The organism is Faecalimicrobium sp. JNUCC 81 (assembly GCF_053667625.1).
This window is the reverse complement of sequence record NZ_CM132203.1, coordinates 260,497-278,449: the sequence shown is the minus strand read 5'-3', so window position 1 is coordinate 278,449 and position 17,953 is coordinate 260,497. Positions and strand designations below refer to the sequence as shown.

Here is a 17,953-nt window from a genome sequence, read left to right as displayed (position 1 = left end):
ATATTTCACCTATTTATTAATATTTTTAACTCATTATTTCGTATATCTTGTCTATATCTAAATTTTCTCTTAATAAATCAGCTAATTTATCATATTCATTTTGCTTAAATTCATTAAAAGAAGTTACATTACTATTTATTTTCTCTAATCCCTTAATTTCTCTTATATTATTTAAAAGCGCTCTCGTAAAGTTTATTTCATCAAATATTCCATGAAGATATGTACCTACTACATTCCCTTCTTGATTAACACTACCTTCTAAATAATTAACTACTTCATCTAGCTTTTTATTAATATTATTTAAATTTTTTATATCTTTAGAAATAGATGTTATTCCCATATGTATTTCGTAACCTTTTACTTTTTTACCTTCTAGATTTTTCATATATCCACTAAGACCTTCGCATATTGTTGCTTCAACTTGAGTCGTAGTTTTTTCCATTTCAAATATAGTCTCTGTATCTAAAAGTCCAATTCCATCAAACTCTTCAACTTCACCTTCTACATGGTATGGATCTTTAAGTTTTTTACCTAACATCTGATATCCACCACAGATACCAAATATTAATTTTCCTCTTTTATGTAATTCTTTTATTTGACCTTCTAATCCATTTTCTCTTATATATTTAAGGTCATCTATAGTACTCTTACTTCCTGGTATGATTACTATATCCGGATTTCCTAAAGCTTCTCCGTAGTCTACGTATCTTATGCTTACATCTTCTTGTGTCTCAAATATATTGAAGTCTGTAAAATTAGACATATGTGGAGTTCTAATTATTTCTATGTGTATATCATTTTTATTCATTTGTTTTTTAAATCTAGTTGTTACGCTATCTTCATCTTCAATCTTTATATCACTATAAGGAACTACCCCTAATACCGGAACATCTATAATATCTTCTAGCATTTTTACACCATCTATAAAAAGCTCTTTTTTACCTCTAAATTTATTAATTATAACACCTTTAACTCTTTTTCTTTCTTCATCACTTAATAAAAGCATAGTCCCTGCAATAGATGCAAAAACCCCACCTCTATCTATATCTCCAACAATTATTACAGGTGCATCTGCAATTTCTGCCATTCCCATATTTGCAATATCATGTTCTCTTAAATTTATTTCAGCTGAACTACCTGCGCCTTCCATAACCACTATATCATGATTATCGCTTAGCTCTTTAAAAATTCCTTTTAACTCTTTAGCTAATTGTGGTTTATACTTATGGTAATCTGATGATGCCATGTCCTCTCTAAGCTTTCCATTTACTATAACCTGACATCTATGATTTCCAGATGGTTTTAAAAGTATTGGGTTCATATTTGCACTTGGCTCTATACCACATGCCTCTGCTTGAAATACCTGAGCTCTTCCCATTTCTAGCCCTTCTTTAGTTATAAAAGAGTTAAGCGCCATATTTTGCGACTTAAATGGAGCAACATTATATCCATCTTGTTTAAATACTCTACATAATCCAGCTACTAAAATACTTTTTCCAACATTTGAAGCTGTACCTTGTAACATTATTTTTTTGCCCACTATTCCACTTCCTTTATTTTATAAAATTCACTTACGTTTCGGATAGATCTATTGTTTTAATTTTCATAATATTTAAAAAGTCCCAACTCTATTAGAGTTAGGACTTTTATTTTGTGTATATATTAAATAAAAATCTTTCACCCCGAAGATCTCATCAATAAATCAAAATTAGGCAGGTCTCCTGGCTCAATATCATCCTACTCCTATACCTTCCCGCCAAATTAGCAGTGGTAGTTTATAGTTTCGTCAATCTTACAGTAGCGGGGGCTGCAAAGGCTTTCAACCTTTTTCCCTATTAATCTTACTTAAGAACCTACTTTGATCTAATATTCGATTTTTAAGGCTAATTAAAGTTTGTATTATTCATGGTGTTTATTACTGCAAATCCATTTTCAACTTCTAAAATAGAAATTGAAGCATTATCAATTCTGAAATTCCAGTGATATTCATAGCTGCTAGATATTAAATGTGTGATTATATTTCTTATAGTTCCTCCGTGTGAACATATTAGAACTGTTTTATCTTTATTATTTAAAATTATTTCATCTACTTCTTTTGCTACTCTACCATATGTCATTATTAAACTTTCGCCATTTGGATATTTATAATTATACCCCTCATTTATTATCTTTTGAAATTCTTCTGGATATTTAGATTTTATTTCATCAAAAGTCATTCCTTCGAAGTCTCCAAAATTAATTTCTTTTAGGTTTTCCTTTTCTATAATGTTTATATATTTTAAATTAGATAATTCATATACCGTATCTTTTGTTCTTTTAGATGTAGTAGTATATATTTTATCTATATGTACATTTTTCAAATAATTCGTAAGTTTTTTTATTTGCTTCTTACCTTCTTCACTTACCATACTGTCTATATGACCTGATAATCTAGAGTCTTGATTATCATTAGTTAATGCATGTCTTACTAATATTAACTTCGTCAAGTAATCACCTCTTCTAAGGCTACACTATTAATAGATATATATAAAGTAAATATATAACTTCTCCAAGTTCTATACTACACCCTAATATGTCTCCTGTCACCCCATTTATTTTATTATAAATGTGTTTTTTAAATAAATTGTTAAATATAAAAATCACTATTATGGAACTTAATATCTTAAATATTAATATATTAGTTGATAAAAATAGTAATTTTGGTAAAATCACTGCTAGTAATACTGTATATATTATTGCAGTCATAAACATACCTGTTGTTGCTTTTCCTATAAATAAGTTACCCATACCATTTTCTCTAGGGCTAACTGTTTTATACATTAAATTGATTACGCCTAGCCTTGAAACTATAGGCATAAAAATTATAAGCCATAGTAATTCTTGATTTATAATGCTGTATATAAATCCTATTTTCAATAATATTAGAAATAAGATTGCTAAAAGTGAATTAGTTCCTAATCTTGAATCTTTCATTATTTCTAACATTTTTTCTTTATCTCTGTTGCTATATATAGCATCAAAGGTATCTCCAAGACCATCGATATGAAGGCCTCCTGTTAGCAAAACTGATCCTAATGTAATTATTATAGATGTTATAAATGGATCAAATACTAACATAGATGCTAGTCCAAGTAAATATAATAAAACACCTAATACAAAACCTACTAAAGGAAAATAAACTATAGATTTGTGAAAATCTTCATCAAATCCTAGGTTTACATTTATAGGTATTCTAGTTAAAAATTGAAGTATTAATATAAATCTTTTCATAAATTATCCCTTTATCTTCATAGGTATACCACTTACTACAAGGTATACTTCATCACTTTGTGATGCTATTAATTGGTTTATTCTACCTACAATATCTGTATATATACGACTAAGTTTATTAGCTGGTACTACAGCCATTCCTAATTCATTAGTTACAGCAACAAAGTATATATTTGTTTTTTTAACTTCATTTATTAATTTGTTCACTTGGTCTTTTATATAATATTCTAGGTTATTTATTTGTTCTTGGTCAGCTTCATCAATATTTATATCATATGTGAACATTAAGTTATTAACTAGTAACGTTACACAATCCATAATTACAGTATCATGATTTTTAGATAAATCTTGTATTATAGAATATATATCTTTATATATTTCATAAGTTTCCCAATTTTTTGGTCTACTTTCTTTATGTTTCTTTACTCTATCTTTCATCTCATCATCAAAAGGTATTGATGTGGCTATATATGCTGTGCTATTATTTCTATCTATACATAGTTTTTCAGCAAAATTACTTTTTCCAGATCTTGCACCGCCTGTTACTAATATAACTTTACTCATTTTTTCTCCAATCCTTAATCTCTATCTACCCAATTTACTTCATCAAATGTAGCCATATTTTTATATGTATAATTAGATGCTTCTATTATGTTAAATGCCAAAGCTGCACCACTACCTTCACCTAATCTCATATCCATATTTAGCAAAGGACTTAATTTTATTATTTCTAAAGCCTTCTCTGTTCCAGCTTCTGCTGATGTATGAGATGCTATCATATACTCTTTAGTTTTTGGATTAATTTTATACGCTAATAATGCTGCTGCATAAGATATAAATCCATCAATTACTACGGGTATTCTATTTGCAGCACATGCTAATACAACTCCAGCCATCGCACCTATTTCAAATCCACCAACTTTAGATAAAATATCAACTGCATCCTCTCTATTTGGTTTATTTAGCTCAATAGCCTTTCTAATAGTTTCCGCCTTATGTTTTAATTTTTCTTTTTTTAATCCTGCTCCTATTCCAGTAACTTCTTGAGGATCACAGTTATCTATAACAGATATTATAGCACTACTTGGCGTTGTATTGCATATACCCATTTCTCCTATTCCTATTACTTTATATCCATTCTTGATGCATTCTTCTGCAACTTCTATACCTATTTCTAAACATCTTATAGCTTCCTCTCTACTCATAGCAGGACCTTTAGCCATATTTGATGTTCCTTTTCTTATTTTATAATCAAGTATACCTTCTAGTTTATGATCACAGTTTACACCTACATCCACTGCTATTACATCTGCACCTACAAATTTACTTAATACCCCTACTCCACATATTCCTTTTGCGAAATTAGGAAATTGTAGTTGCGTTATATTTTGTGGATCTGGCGCTACACCTTCTTCATAAACACCATGATCTCCTCCAAAAGCTATTATTGCTTTTTTTGATGTGTCAAAATATTTATTTTCATATATACCTGCTAATTGCATACATAGATCTTCTATTTTTCCAAGACTTCCTGTAGGCTTTATAAGTCTATCTAGCCTTTGCTTGGCTTGACTCATAGAGCTTTTATCTAAAGAATATATATTTTTTGATATATTTTCTAGTAAACTCATATTCTACCTCCTCTAAATATATTTAGTTTATAAAAATAATTTACCTAGCCATAGGCTAGGTAATATTTTTAAATATTATATTTACCTTGTCATTATGTGCTATTGATTTAGTAAAATATGTTATAGTTTTGAATTCTACATATTATTACTATATCCTCTATTATTTACGTTAATTTTGACAATAAATTATATTTTTAGTATTAAATTTTATAAGTTATGTGATACTTTTAAAGCATTGTAAATTGCATTTAATGTATATTCTATATCTTCATCTGTATGAGCATTAGATAAGAACATAGCTTCAAATTGAGTTGGCGCAAGTAATATTCCTTGCTTTAATAATTCTTCAAAGTATTTATTAAATTTAGTCACATCACATTTTTTAACATCATCATAATTATTTATAGGCCCTTTTGCAAAGAATAAACAAACTAATGAACCAGCTCTATTTACTGTGTAATCTAATCCAAGTTTTTCTATATTAGATTTTAATCCTTCTTCTAATTTTATAGCTTTTCTTTCTAATTCTGTATATATTTGTGGATTATCTCTTAATATTTCTAAGTTCTTTTTACCCATATACATAGCTAAAGGATTTCCTGATAATGTTCCCGCTTGATACACTGGCCCAACAGGAGATACCATACTCATTATTTCCTTTGTTCCTCCGTAAGCTCCAACAGGTAATCCTGCACCTATTATCTTCCCGAAACATACCATATCTGGTTTTATTCCAAAGTATCCAACTGAACTACTATAATCCAATCTAAATCCAGTTATTACCTCATCAAATATTAAAACTGCTCCATACTCTTTAGTTATATCTCTTAATAATTGTAAGAATTCTGGTTTACCTGGAACAACTCCCATATTACCAGAAACTGTTTCAACTATTATCGCAGCTATTTCATGACCTTGTTCTTTAAATATATCTCTAACCGCATCTAAATCATTATATCTACATACTAAAGTATCTTTTACAACATCATCTGGAACACCAGGGCTTGTTGGAACTCCGTATGTAATTGTACCTGATCCAGATTTAACTAATAATGCATCTGAATGTCCATGATAACATCCTTCAAATTTTAATATTTTATTTCTCTTTGTATATGCTCTTGCTACTCTTAACGCACTCATTGTAGCTTCAGTTCCAGAATTAACCATACGAACTTGATCTATAGCAGGATACGCTTCTACGATTATCTTAGCCATATCTACCTCTATAGCAGTTGGCACTCCATAACTTGTTCCTTTTGCTACTACTTCTTCTATACCCTCCACTATTTCCCTAGGACTATGACCTAGCATAAGCGGTCCCCAAGAACATATATAATCGATATACTCATTTCCATCTACGTCATATATTCTACTTCCATGAGCTCTATCTATAAATATAGGATCTAATCCAACTGACCTAAATGCTCTAACTGGACTGTTAACTCCTCCTGGTATATATTTTGTTGCTTCTTCATATATCTTTAGTGATTTTTCATTCTTCATCTATGTTACCTCCTAAGGTCTAAACCTCAAATAATTCTTCAACTAACTTAATATATTCTTCCCTTTTCCCTTTATCTTTTATTTGCTTTAGGTTGATTATAGGTTCTCTTATAAGCCTTTTTAGTGCCGAAGTCATCATCTTATCGATTATCTTTTGTTCTCTTGAATCTAGATTTACTTTTCTAAAAATATAATCTAAAGTATCTTTTCTAATTTCAACACACTTATCATTTAAAGATTCTATCGTAGGGTCTATGTGGGTTGAGTCTAACCATTCTTCAAATTCATTTATTTTTTCATCAATAATTGATTGACATCCGATTGCTATTTTTTTTCTTTTCTCATCATTTTTGTCATGTATCTCTTTTAAATTATCTATATCATAAACTTCTACGTTATCTAATTCATTTATTTTAGGATCTACATCCCTAGGAAGTGCTATATCCATCATATATACTTTTTTATTTAGTTTTGGCATTTCATCATATTTAACTACTATATGAGGAGAAGCTGTCGCACTTATAACTATATCTACATCCTTAATTATTTTATATCTATCACCATATTCTATAGGTATAATATTTTTATAATCACTCTTTATTTCTTCGACTTTACAATGACTACGATTAGATACATAAATATTATTGATTTTTTGTTCTTCTAAATGCTTCATAGTTAACTTACTCATTTTACCTACACCAATTACTAAAGCATTTTTTCCTTCTAAGCTACCTAGTTTTTCCTCTAAGAATTTTACACCTATGTAACTTATAGATAACGGTTGTTGAGATATTTTTGTAGTACTTTTTATTTCCTTAGCTGTTGTTATTGCTTCCCTAAATAGTTTGTTAAATATTTTTTTGCTAGCACCAAGTTGCATTGAGAATTCATGAGCATCTTTTACCTGACCAAGTATTTGGTCTTCTCCTAATACTATAGAATCAAGCCCTGCTGTAACATTAAAAATATGTTCTACAGCTTCTCTATTTGTCTTAGAAAATAAATATTCTTTTATATTTGAAGCATTGAAGAAATTTTCATAGAAATCTTCTACTGTTTTAATTTTTTCATTAATATCTTTGGAATGTATATATATCTCACTTCTATTACATGTAGATAAAATAATAACTTCTTCTATATCCTTATCTAGTAGAAAATTTATTGCTTCTATTTTTTGTATATCTGTAAAAGACACGCATTCTCTTATATTTATGGGAGCTAAATTATGGTTCACCCCTACAACTCCTATATTCATAGCTAACCTCCAAACTACTTTAGTTATTAATTTCACTATTTATAGTATAACTCTACAAATTGTTTTTGTAAATTTTAACGACCTTTTTTAAGGTAAAAATTTCATTTTAAACCCTTCGTAACGAATTATTTATAAAAAAAAGCAGAAAATTTATAATTTTCTGCAATAAAAAAGATTACGTGGCTATGTCTTACTCTCCCAGGCAGTTGCCCACCAAGTACCATCAGCGCTAAAGAGCTTAACTTCTGTGTTCGGAATGGGAACAGGTGTATCCTCTTTGCTATAATAACCACATAATCTTTATGGAGCGGGTGAAGGGGATCGAACCCTCACAGCCGGCTTGGAAGGCCGGAACTCTACCATTGAGCTACACCCGCAATTTTAGAGTTAATACTCTGAAAACTGCAAACATTTATTGAATTAATCATTTATTGGTCAAGTCCTCGACCTATTAGTATCGATAAGCTAAATACATTACTGCACTTACACCTTCGACCTATCAACCAGGTAGTCTTCCTGGGGTCTTACCCTTACGGTGGGAAATCTTATCTTGAAGTTGGCTTCGCGCTTAGATGCTTTCAGCGCTTATCCATTCCGTACATAGCTACCCAGCCATGCCCTTGGCAGAACAACTGGTACACCAGAGGTACGTCCATCCCGGTCCTCTCGTACTAAGGACAGGTCTCCTCAAATTTCCTACGCCTGCGACGGATAGGGACCGAACTGTCTCACGACGTTCTGAACCCAGCTCGCGTACCACTTTAATGGGCGAACAGCCCAACCCTTGGGACCTACTACAGCCCCAGGATGTGATGAGCCGACATCGAGGTGCCAAACCTCCCCGTCGATGTGGACTCTTGGGGGAGATAAGCCTGTTATCCCCAGGGTAGCTTTTATCCGTTGAGCGATGGCCCTTCCATGCGGAACCACCGGATCACTAAGTCCGACTTTCGTCCTTGCTCGACCTGTATGTCTTGCAATCAAGCTCTCTTTTGCCTTTACACTCTTCGTACGATTTCCGACCGTACTGAGAGAACCTTTGAGCGCCTCCGTTACTCTTTGGGAGGCGACCGCCCCAGTCAAACTGCCCACCTGACGGTGTCCCAAGACCTGATTCAAGGCCTCTGGTTAGGATCCCAGTACTACAAGGGTGGTATCCCAAGGATGACTCCACACAAACTGGCGTTCATGCTTCAAAGTCTCCCACCTATCCTGTACATGTAGTACCAAGACCCAACGTCAAGCTACAGTAAAGCTCCATGGGGTCTTTCCGTCCTGTCGCAGGTACCCGGCATCTTCACCGGGATTACAATTTCACCGAGTCTATTGTTGAGACAGTGCCCAAATCGTTACGCCTTTCGTGCGGGTCGGAACTTACCCGACAAGGAATTTCGCTACCTTAGGACCGTTATAGTTACGGCCGCCGTTTACTGGGGCTTAAGTTCACTGCTTCGATTGCTCTAACAGATCCCCTTAACCTTCCAGCACCGGGCAGGCGTCAGCTCCTATACATCGTCTTGCGACTTAGCAGAAACCTGTGTTTTTGGTAAACAGTCGCTTGGGCCTATTCTCTGCGGCCATCCAAAGGATGGCACCCCTTCTCCCTAAGTTACGGGGTCATTTTGCCGAGTTCCTTAACAATAGTTCTCTCGCTGGCCTTAGGATACTCTCCTCACCCACCTGTGTCGGTTTGAGGTACGGGCGCCTTTAAACTCGATAGAGACTTTTCTTGACAGTGTGAAATCAGCTACTTCGCTACTAAATTTCGCTCCCCATCGTACCCCAGCATTATCAAGACGGATTTGCCTATCTTGACTGCCTCAGTACTTAGCCACACATAACCAACAGTGTGGTTAGCTTATCCTACTGTGTCATCCCATTTCTCAAGCGTTTATTGGCGGTACAGGAATATCAACCTGTTGTCCATCACCTACGCCTTTCGGCCTCGGCTTAGGTCCCGACTAACCCAGGGCGGACGAACCTTCCCCTGGAAACCTTGGGTTTACGGCCCGTGGGATTCTCACCCACGTCTCGCTACTCATGCCAACATTCTCACTCGTATACTGTCCACGCGTCCTTACGGTCACGCTTCAGCCTGCATACGAAGCTCCCCTACCCATCATAATGATGCCGTAGCTTCGGTAGTACGTTTTAGCCCCGGAAATTTTCGGCGCAGGATCACTCGACCAGTGAGCTATTACGCACTCTTTAAATGAGTGGCTGCTTCTAAGCCAACATCCTGGTTGTCTGTGCAATCCCACATCCTTTACCACTTAACGTACATTTAGGGACCTTAGCTGACGATCTGGGCTGTTGCCCTTTCGACTATGAATCTTATCACCCACAGTCTGACTCCCAAGTATAAGAATACGGCATTCGGAGTTTGATAGTCTTCGGTAAGTGCAATACCCCCTAGGACATTCAGTGCTCTACCTCCGCTTCTCTCAACCTTGAGGCTAGCCCTAAAGCTATTTCGGGGAGAACCAGCTATCTCCGGGCTCGATTGGAATTTCACCGCTATCCACAAGTCATCCCCGAGCTTTTCAACGCTCGTGGGTTCGGTCCTCCACGAAATTTTACTTTCGCTTCAACCTGCTCATGGATAGGTCGCCCGGTTTCGGGTCTACGTCAAGTAACTTAAGCGCCCATTTAAGACTCGCTTTCGCTACGGCTCCGCACCTTAAGTGCTTAACCTTGCTACTTAACGTAACTCGTTGGCCCGTTCTACAAAAAGTACGCGGTCACACAAATAATGTGCTCCCACAGCTTGTAAGTGCAGGGTTTCAGGTTCTATTTCACTCCCCTCCCGGGGTTCTTTTCACCTTTCCCTCACGGTACTATGCGCTATCGGTCACTAGGTAGTATTTAGGCTTGGAGGATGGTCCCTCCTGCTTCCCACAGGGTTTCACGTGTCCCGTGGTACTCTGGATCATATCTGAAGTCTTCTCGTTTTGACTACGTGGCTGTTACACTTTATAGCGGAGCTTTCCAACTCTCTTCGTCTACAATAGCCTCTTCGTTTATGATATGTCCGCAACCCCAACGAAGAAAACTTCATTGGTTTGGCCTGTTCCGCGTTCGCTCGCCGCTACTTACGGAATCGAATTTCTTTCTTTTCCTCCGGGTACTTAGATGTTTCAGTTCCCCGGGTTCCCCTCGCTAAGCTATGTATTCACTTAACGATACTTAGACATTACTCTAAGTGAGTTTCCTCATTCGGAAATCTTCGGATCAAAGTTTACGTGCAACTCCCCGAAGCTTATCGCAGCTTATCGCGTCCTTCATCGGCTCCTAGTGCCAAGGCATCCGCCCTGCACCCTTAATAACTTGACCAGTTATTAAAGTGTTTCGTCAACGAACAAACTTCGTATTCACTCAGTTTATTACGTTACTCAAAGTTGATATTTTAATGACTTATCTTGTCGTTGATTTTAGAAGTTTACTCTTCATATATATAAAATGATGTCATATCACTAAATGTTATGCAGTTTTCAAGGTACTAACGTACTTCGTCAACGATATTATTTCACATACGTTCAATAACATCCGTTACTCAAAGTAATATTTCGGGCTACGCCCTATTTTTGAGATGTTCTAATGAACTCTCAAAATTAAACAGTAGGCAATTCTCCTTAGAAAGGAGGTGATCCAGCCGCACCTTCCGATACGGCTACCTTGTTACGACTTCACCCCAGTTATTGATTTCACCTTCGACGGCCGCTTCCAAAAGGTTAGCAAACCGGCTTCGGGCGCCCCCAACTTCCGTGGTGTGACGGGCGGTGTGTACAAGACCCGGGAACGCATTCACCGCAGCATTCTGATCTGCGATTACTAGTAACTCCAGCTTCATGTAGGCGAGTTTCAGCCTACAATCCGAACTGAGAATGGCTTTAAGGGATTAGCTCCGCCTCACGACTTGGCTGCCCTCTGTACCACCCATTGTAGCACGTGTGTAGCCCTAAGCATAAGGGGCATGATGATTTGACGTCATCCCCACCTTCCTCCAGGTTATCCCTGGCAGTCCCTCTAGAGTGCCCAACTTAATGCTGGCAACTAAAGGCAAGGGTTGCGCTCGTTGCGGGACTTAACCCAACATCTCACGACACGAGCTGACGACAACCATGCACCACCTGTCACTTCTGTCCCCGAAGGGAAATCTCCGATTAGGGAGAGGTCAAAAGGATGTCAAGCTTAGGTAAGGTTCTTCGCGTTGCTTCGAATTAAACCACATGCTCCGCTACTTGTGCGGGTCCCCGTCAATTCCTTTGAGTTTCACTCTTGCGAGCGTACTTCCCAGGCGGAGTACTTAATGCGTTAGCTGCGCCACCGAAGGGGGTAACCTCCGACAGCTAGTACTCATCGTTTACGGCGTGGACTACCAGGGTATCTAATCCTGTTTGCTCCCCACGCTTTCGTGCCTCAGTGTCAGTTACAGTCCAGAGAGCCGCCTTCGCAACTGGTATTCCTCCTAATATCTACGCATTTCACCGCTACACTAGGAATTCTACTCTCCTCTCCTGCACTCAAGTTTCTCAGTTTCAAAGGCTTACTACGGTTGAGCCGTAGCCTTTCACCTCTGACTTAAGAAACCACCTACGCACCCTTTACGCCCAGTAATTCCGGATAACGCTAGCCCCCTACGTATTACCGCGGCTGCTGGCACGTAGTTAGCCGGGGCTTCCTCCTCAAGTACCGTCATTATCTTCCTTGAGGACAGAGCTTTACGACCCGAAGGCCTTCATCGCTCACGCGGCGTTGCTGCATCAGGCTTTCGCCCATTGTGCAATATTCCCCACTGCTGCCTCCCGTAGGAGTTTGGACCGTGTCTCAGTTCCAATGTGGCCGATCACCCTCTCAGGTCGGCTACTGATCGTCGCCTTGGTAAGCCGTTACCTTACCAACTAGCTAATCAGACGCGGGTCCATCCTGTACCGCCGGAGCTTTGATAAGAAAGCCATGCGACTCTCTCATGTTATCCCGTATTAGCATACCTTTCGGTATGTTATCCGTGTGTACAGGGCAGGTTACCCACGCGTTACTCACCCGTCCGCCGCTCTTTCCCGAAGGAAATCGCTCGACTTGCATGTGTTAGGCACGCCGCCAGCGTTCATCCTGAGCCAGGATCAAACTCTTAAATATAAGTTTTGACTTGGGCTCAGATACTGTTATATATCTGGCTTTGTTTGGTTGTTTCAAATTCTATAAATTAACCTACTGTTTAATTTTCAAAGTTCATTTTAAGCGACTATATCGACGCTTACTTTTTTGTTTCGTCCGTATCTCTTGGACAAGTAATACTATATCACCTAAAAAATATATCGTCAACACTTTTTTAAAACTTTTTTAAAAAGATTATTATTTTTTATATTATAAATATAAGTAAATATATCCTAAACTCTTATATTTAAGAGAATCTCCGCTTAATTTAGTTTTATTTTTATATTGTAAAAAGTTTTTAAAAAGTATATATAGATTTAAATTTTAGAGTATAATAGTAATATAGTATTAAAACCAGATACTAATTTTTTATTATAACCTGTTAGTTTATTTACTTATATGTGTATAAATACTTAAAATGTATAATATAAATTATATATTCAACTTTAATTTAGGGAGGTAAATTATGAGTAATTATCTTAGAGAACCGATTAATGGTTTTACTCATCTTGCTGGTGCAATATTATCTTTTATTGGGTTACTAGCATTAGTAATAAAAACAACATTAAATACCCCATCTACCTTAGCTCTAACAGCTGTGATAATATTCGGATTAAGTATGATTCTTTTATATGCAGCTTCTGCGACTTATCATTTGGTTATTTCTAGTGATAATGTAATAGGATTTTTAAGAAGATTAGACCATGCTATGATATTTGTTTTAATAGCAGGTTCGTATACTCCATTTTGCCTAATTGCTTTAAATGGTACTACTGGATGGATTTTATTTGGGATAATAATGGCTACTGCTGTTGCCGGAGTGTCTTTTAAGTTAATTTGGTTTAACTGTCCTAGATGGATTTCTACAGTCATATATGTTGCTATGGGATGGATTTCTATATTCCTTATTAGTCCATTATATAAGGCTTTATCATTTCAAGGGGTTTCTTTACTTGTACTCGGTGGTGTTTTTTATACTATAGGGGCTATAATATATGCAACTAAACCAAAGTTCTTAGACTTTAAACACTTAGGTTTCCATGAAATTTTCCATATATTTATAATGCTTGGAAGTTTAACTCACTTTTTCTGTGTATTTAATTATGTAATATAAAAAAAAGGAGATTTATCATTTTTGATTAATCTCCTTTTTCGTGTATTTAAAGTATTATTTCTATTTTAGTGCCAGTACCTAATTTACTTTCTACTTTTATATCTCCATTGTGAGCTTTTACAATATCTCTACTTATAGCCATACCTAAACCTGAACCTTTATGAGCATGACCTGTGTTAGTTCCTCTATAATATCGTTCAAAAATATACTTAAGGTCTTCTTCCGATATTCCTTTTCCGTTATCCTCAATAATTATATGCGTCTTTTTATCCAATATAATATTTATTTTTATACTTACATTTTCATTATTATGAATAATAGAGTTATATATAATATTGTTTATTACTCTCTTCATAAGTAATTCATCTATCTTTAATACTATATTATCTTCTTCAGAATCAAAATCTATATCTACATGACTATATTTAGGATCATTAAGAATATCTATAATACATCCTCTAACCAAAGATACTATATTCTTTTCTTCTCTGTATATATTTGAATATCCATCTTTTAGCTTCATAGTTAAATTTAAATCATCTACTAATTCTTTTATATAATCAGCCTTACTATCTATAATTTCTGCGTATTGAGCTACCTCATCTACCTCTATATCATAGTCACTAGACATTAATTCTGCATATCCTTTTATAGATGCTAAAGGTGTTTTTATATCATGAGATATATTTGCTACCCACTCATTTCTCATAGATTCAATTTTCTTACGTTCTCTCTCGTTCTCTTTTAATGTATCTGCTAAATTATTCAATTTATTAAATACAGGTTTATATATACCTTTTTCCTTATAATATGATTCATAGTTTCCACCAGCTAGGTCTTCAACTCCACCAATTATACTTTTTACAGGTTTAGTTAAAGACTTACTAAATATATACCCTATTATCGTAGCCACTATTACATCTACTACTATAATAGATAATATTACTTTTGATATTATTTCTCCTATGGAATCGGAATCAGTAGTTATATTTATTTTATCTACCTTAGTCATAGGAAATCCAATTAGATATGTATATGAATAATTATTTATATTTTTTTCAGCGGCCATAACTGTAGATTCATTGCCTTCTACGCCTGAATACTTATATGTATTTATTAACTGTACAGGTGTATATTTATCTTGGATTTTTTCCGGTGTATTATATTTATAAATTACTTTTCCATCATTATCTAATATTTGTATCCACGCTGTAGCTTTTTTTAACACATCTTTACCATTATCGTTAATAAAAATATTATTTATATCATCTGTATCATTAAAAATATTTATGTTAAAATCTCTAACAAATTTCTCCACATTATTAAATCCACTATAATCATTTTTTTGTGAATCTGAGCTTATCATTACAGATATTAAAATAGCTATAATTATATTTATTTGAACAACTATCATAGCTACTAATACAGTTGATAAAAGATATCTTAAAGTTAATTTCCATTTCATAATAAATCACCTTACTTCTTATTCTTTTATTATAAACTTATACCCAAGTCCTTTTACATTTAATATGTACTTAGGTTTTGAAGGATTTTCTTCAACTTTTTCTCTTAATCTTCTTATATGAACCATTATAGTGTTATCATAGCCTATAAAGTCATCATCCCATACTTCATCACAAAACTTTTCTTTGCTTATTATCTGATTTTTGTGTTTTACCATATATATAAACATTTTCAATTCTTTCGGTTTTAGTTCTAGAAATTCACCATTTTTTTTCACTTCTAAAGTCTGCTCATTTACTTCAAATGGTCCCATTTTTATAGTGTCATTATTATTTTCTTCTATATTAAATTGCTTTTTGCTCCTTCTAAGCTGGATTTTAACCCTAAGTGCTAATTCTTTTAAACTAAACGGCTTTGTTATATAGTCATCTGCTCCTAAAGATAGACCTACTAACTTATCTAATTCTTCTCCCTTTGCTGATAAAAATAGTACTGGTATATCAGACGTTTGTCTTATTTTTTTACATATATCGTATCCTTCAATATCTGGAAGCATAATATCTAATATTGCTAAATCTGGTTTTTCTATTTCAAACAATTCTAGCCCTTTTTTTCCACTTTCAGCCGTATATATATTTTCAAAACCTTCTTTATTAAGTGCCATTTTTATTAAATTTAATATTTCTACTTCATCATCCACTACTAATATTTTACTTTTTCTTATTAAAGACTCCACTTTAATCCCTCCTTTTATAAAATTTAATGTACTTATCTTTTACTCTACATCCTTTTCTAAATTTAGTTTATACCATGTATTTCATAATTTAAATTATAAAATAATAAAAAGAAAAGCATAACAAATGTTTTACTTTTCTTTTTATTATTTCTAAATTATATATATTTATAAATTATCTTTCACTTAAAAACTTTTTCTTAGCTAATTTATAGAATAATACTATTGTTACTATACTGAATATACAAAATACTATCCATGAATATGATGGTAAAGCGAATCTTATAATAGGAACTGCATACATACTAAATATAGGTATCACTATAAGACTATTAACTGTTCTTCTCATCCCCATAAAATAAGGTATAGCCATAAATGCTCCGCCTACTAAAAACGGAACTATAGCATTTTTACTAATAGATGATAAGAATAAACCTAATGCTGCTAACATAAATGAACCTAAAATTATTGTAGCAGTCATTATTAATATCATTTGCATTACTGTCACATTAGATCCACTATTTCCAAAGTACCATAAATTCTTTAATGGAGTATCTAAACCTTTAAAATTTAAAGATAATAGTGCTCTTAATACCATTGTATATAATATTGCAAGGTTTACTATACTAGCACTTACTCCAGCTGCTATAAATTTACTTATAACTAACTGTTTCTTTCCATTTTTAGTAGCTTTTATTAGTCCATCCATGTTTGAGTTATATTCTATAATAAAACTTCCTGAAAACATCATAAACATAGTTAATCCCATAAATGGAGCAAGACCAAACCATTTAGAAAATAAGTTTGCATATGTTTCATTAACATCAAAATTATAAGTAGAGCTATATGCTAGAAATATTGTTAACATCCAAACAAAAATCACACCAGTCTTAAAATTCTTTTTAATCTCTGCTTTAATAACTGAAAACATAATTATACCTCCCTTGCATCTTCTAACTCAAAGTAGAACATGTAAACATCTTCAAACCTTGGCTCTGTTAACTTTGTATTCTCATATAATGGCGCTTTATCACTTATTATTCTTAATTGAGTATCTTCAACACCACGATTTATATTTACTACTTTATACTTTCTTTGAATTTCGTTTACTTCATTTTCATTGTTTGTAGTTATTGTATATACTTTGCCTTTCATATCTTCTAATATTTCTCTATGAGTTCCTTTTAGCAACAGTTTTCCATCTTTTATCATAATAGTTTCTTTAGCTACCGATTCTATATCAGAAATTATATGAGTTGAAAGTATTACTATTGTTTCAGTTCCTATATTTGATAATAAGTTTCTAAATCTTGTTCTTTCTTGAGGGTCAAGACCAGCTGTAGGCTCATCTAATATTAATATTTTAGGATTATTAAGTAGTGCTTGTGCTATACCAACTCTTCTTTTCATACCTCCAGAAAATTTAGAAACTAATTTATTTCTTACTTCATAAAGACCTACTAACTTTAATAGTTCATCTACTCTTTTTTTAGCTTCATTATTACTCATTCCTTTAAGCGCTGCCATGTACATTAAAAACTCTCTTGCTTTAAAGTTTTTATATGCATCGAAATCTTGCGGTAAATATCCAACTAAGGCTCTATATTCATCATCTAAAGACTTTATATCTTTTTCGTTATATAATATTTTTCCGCTGCTTGGAGTTGCTATCGTTGCTAGTTGCTTCATTAAAGTTGATTTACCAGCTCCATTAGGACCTAATAAACCATATACTCCACTATTTAAAGTTAAACTTATACTTTCATTTGCACTTTTGTGGCTATATGTTTTAGTTAAATTTACAATTTCTAATTTATTCATTTTTA

Annotated in this window: 12 protein-coding genes, 1 tRNA gene, 3 rRNA genes and 1 riboswitch; of the genes, 1 reads left to right on the top strand and 15 read right to left on the bottom strand. The window is 33.9% G+C overall.

Annotation, left to right across the window (positions count from 1 at the left end; all coding sequences use genetic code 11):
- Positions 1-25 precede the first annotated feature (25 nt).
- From JNUCC81_RS01480 to JNUCC81_RS01430, 11 genes are all read right to left on the bottom strand, one after another.
- Positions 26-1,540: a cobyric acid synthase gene (locus tag JNUCC81_RS01480; RefSeq protein WP_454095002.1), complete on the bottom strand. Its 1,515-nt coding sequence runs from the start codon at positions 1,538-1,540 to the stop codon at positions 26-28.
- Positions 1,541-1,694: 154 nt separating this feature from the next.
- Positions 1,695-1,871: riboswitch (cobalamin riboswitch) on the bottom strand.
- 12 nt (positions 1,872-1,883) lie between these two features.
- Positions 1,884-2,486 (bottom strand): histidine phosphatase family protein, encoded by a 603-nt coding sequence (locus JNUCC81_RS01475; protein ID WP_454095001.1) that lies wholly within the window; start codon positions 2,484-2,486, stop codon positions 1,884-1,886.
- Positions 2,487-2,505: 19 nt separating this feature from the next.
- Positions 2,506-3,270: an adenosylcobinamide-GDP ribazoletransferase gene (gene cobS, locus JNUCC81_RS01470; RefSeq protein WP_454095000.1), complete on the bottom strand. Its 765-nt coding sequence runs from the start codon at positions 3,268-3,270 to the stop codon at positions 2,506-2,508.
- 3 nt (positions 3,271-3,273) lie between these two features.
- The gene (gene cobU / locus JNUCC81_RS01465) at positions 3,274-3,834 is read right to left on the bottom strand and encodes a bifunctional adenosylcobinamide kinase/adenosylcobinamide-phosphate guanylyltransferase (protein ID WP_454094999.1); all 561 of its coding nucleotides are present in this window, start codon (positions 3,832-3,834) and stop codon (positions 3,274-3,276) included.
- Between the two features lie 14 nt (positions 3,835-3,848).
- Positions 3,849-4,901, bottom strand: coding sequence for a nicotinate-nucleotide--dimethylbenzimidazole phosphoribosyltransferase (cobT, locus tag JNUCC81_RS01460; RefSeq protein ID WP_454094998.1), 1,053 nt, complete (start codon positions 4,899-4,901; stop codon positions 3,849-3,851).
- Between the two features lie 207 nt (positions 4,902-5,108).
- Complete coding sequence (gene hemL, locus JNUCC81_RS01455; protein WP_454094997.1) at positions 5,109-6,404, bottom strand: glutamate-1-semialdehyde 2,1-aminomutase; 1,296 nt, start codon at positions 6,402-6,404, stop codon at positions 5,109-5,111.
- Between the two features lie 19 nt (positions 6,405-6,423).
- Positions 6,424-7,659 carry a glutamyl-tRNA reductase gene (hemA, locus tag JNUCC81_RS01450; protein WP_454094996.1) on the bottom strand — a complete coding sequence of 412 codons (1,236 nt, stop codon included), beginning with the start codon at positions 7,657-7,659 and terminating at the stop codon, positions 6,424-6,426.
- A 177-nt stretch (positions 7,660-7,836) separates the two neighbouring features.
- Positions 7,837-7,953: ribosomal RNA gene (rrf, locus tag JNUCC81_RS01445) — 5S ribosomal RNA — on the bottom strand.
- A 9-nt stretch (positions 7,954-7,962) separates the two neighbouring features.
- Positions 7,963-8,036: transfer RNA gene (locus tag JNUCC81_RS01440), tRNA-Gly, on the bottom strand.
- A 54-nt stretch (positions 8,037-8,090) separates the two neighbouring features.
- Positions 8,091-10,992 (bottom strand): 23S ribosomal RNA (locus JNUCC81_RS01435).
- A gap of 303 nt (positions 10,993-11,295) precedes the next feature.
- Positions 11,296-12,798 (bottom strand): 16S ribosomal RNA (locus JNUCC81_RS01430).
- Together the 16S, 23S and 5S rRNA genes with 1 tRNA gene alongside form the textbook arrangement of a ribosomal RNA operon.
- 484 nt (positions 12,799-13,282) lie before the next feature.
- On the opposite strand from JNUCC81_RS01430, the gene trhA reads away from it, so the two are divergent.
- Positions 13,283-13,930 carry a PAQR family membrane homeostasis protein TrhA gene (gene trhA / locus JNUCC81_RS01425; protein WP_454094995.1) on the top strand — a complete coding sequence of 216 codons (648 nt, stop codon included), beginning with the start codon at positions 13,283-13,285 and terminating at the stop codon, positions 13,928-13,930.
- A 46-nt stretch (positions 13,931-13,976) separates the two neighbouring features.
- Here the strand turns inward: trhA and JNUCC81_RS01420 are convergent, their stop codons facing one another.
- From JNUCC81_RS01420 to JNUCC81_RS01405, 4 genes are all read right to left on the bottom strand, one after another.
- Positions 13,977-15,395: a sensor histidine kinase gene (locus JNUCC81_RS01420; protein ID WP_454094994.1), complete on the bottom strand. Its 1,419-nt coding sequence runs from the start codon at positions 15,393-15,395 to the stop codon at positions 13,977-13,979.
- A gap of 18 nt (positions 15,396-15,413) precedes the next feature.
- Positions 15,414-16,130, bottom strand: a complete 717-nt coding sequence (locus JNUCC81_RS01415; protein ID WP_454094993.1) for a response regulator transcription factor — start codon at positions 16,128-16,130, stop codon at positions 15,414-15,416.
- A 172-nt stretch (positions 16,131-16,302) separates the two neighbouring features.
- Positions 16,303-17,058, bottom strand: coding sequence for a hypothetical protein (locus JNUCC81_RS01410; RefSeq protein ID WP_454094992.1), 756 nt, complete (start codon positions 17,056-17,058; stop codon positions 16,303-16,305).
- Positions 17,059-17,060: 2 nt separating this feature from the next.
- Positions 17,061-17,948, bottom strand: coding sequence for an ABC transporter ATP-binding protein (locus JNUCC81_RS01405; protein ID WP_454094991.1), 888 nt, complete (start codon positions 17,946-17,948; stop codon positions 17,061-17,063).
- Between the last annotated feature and the right edge of the window lie 5 nt (positions 17,949-17,953).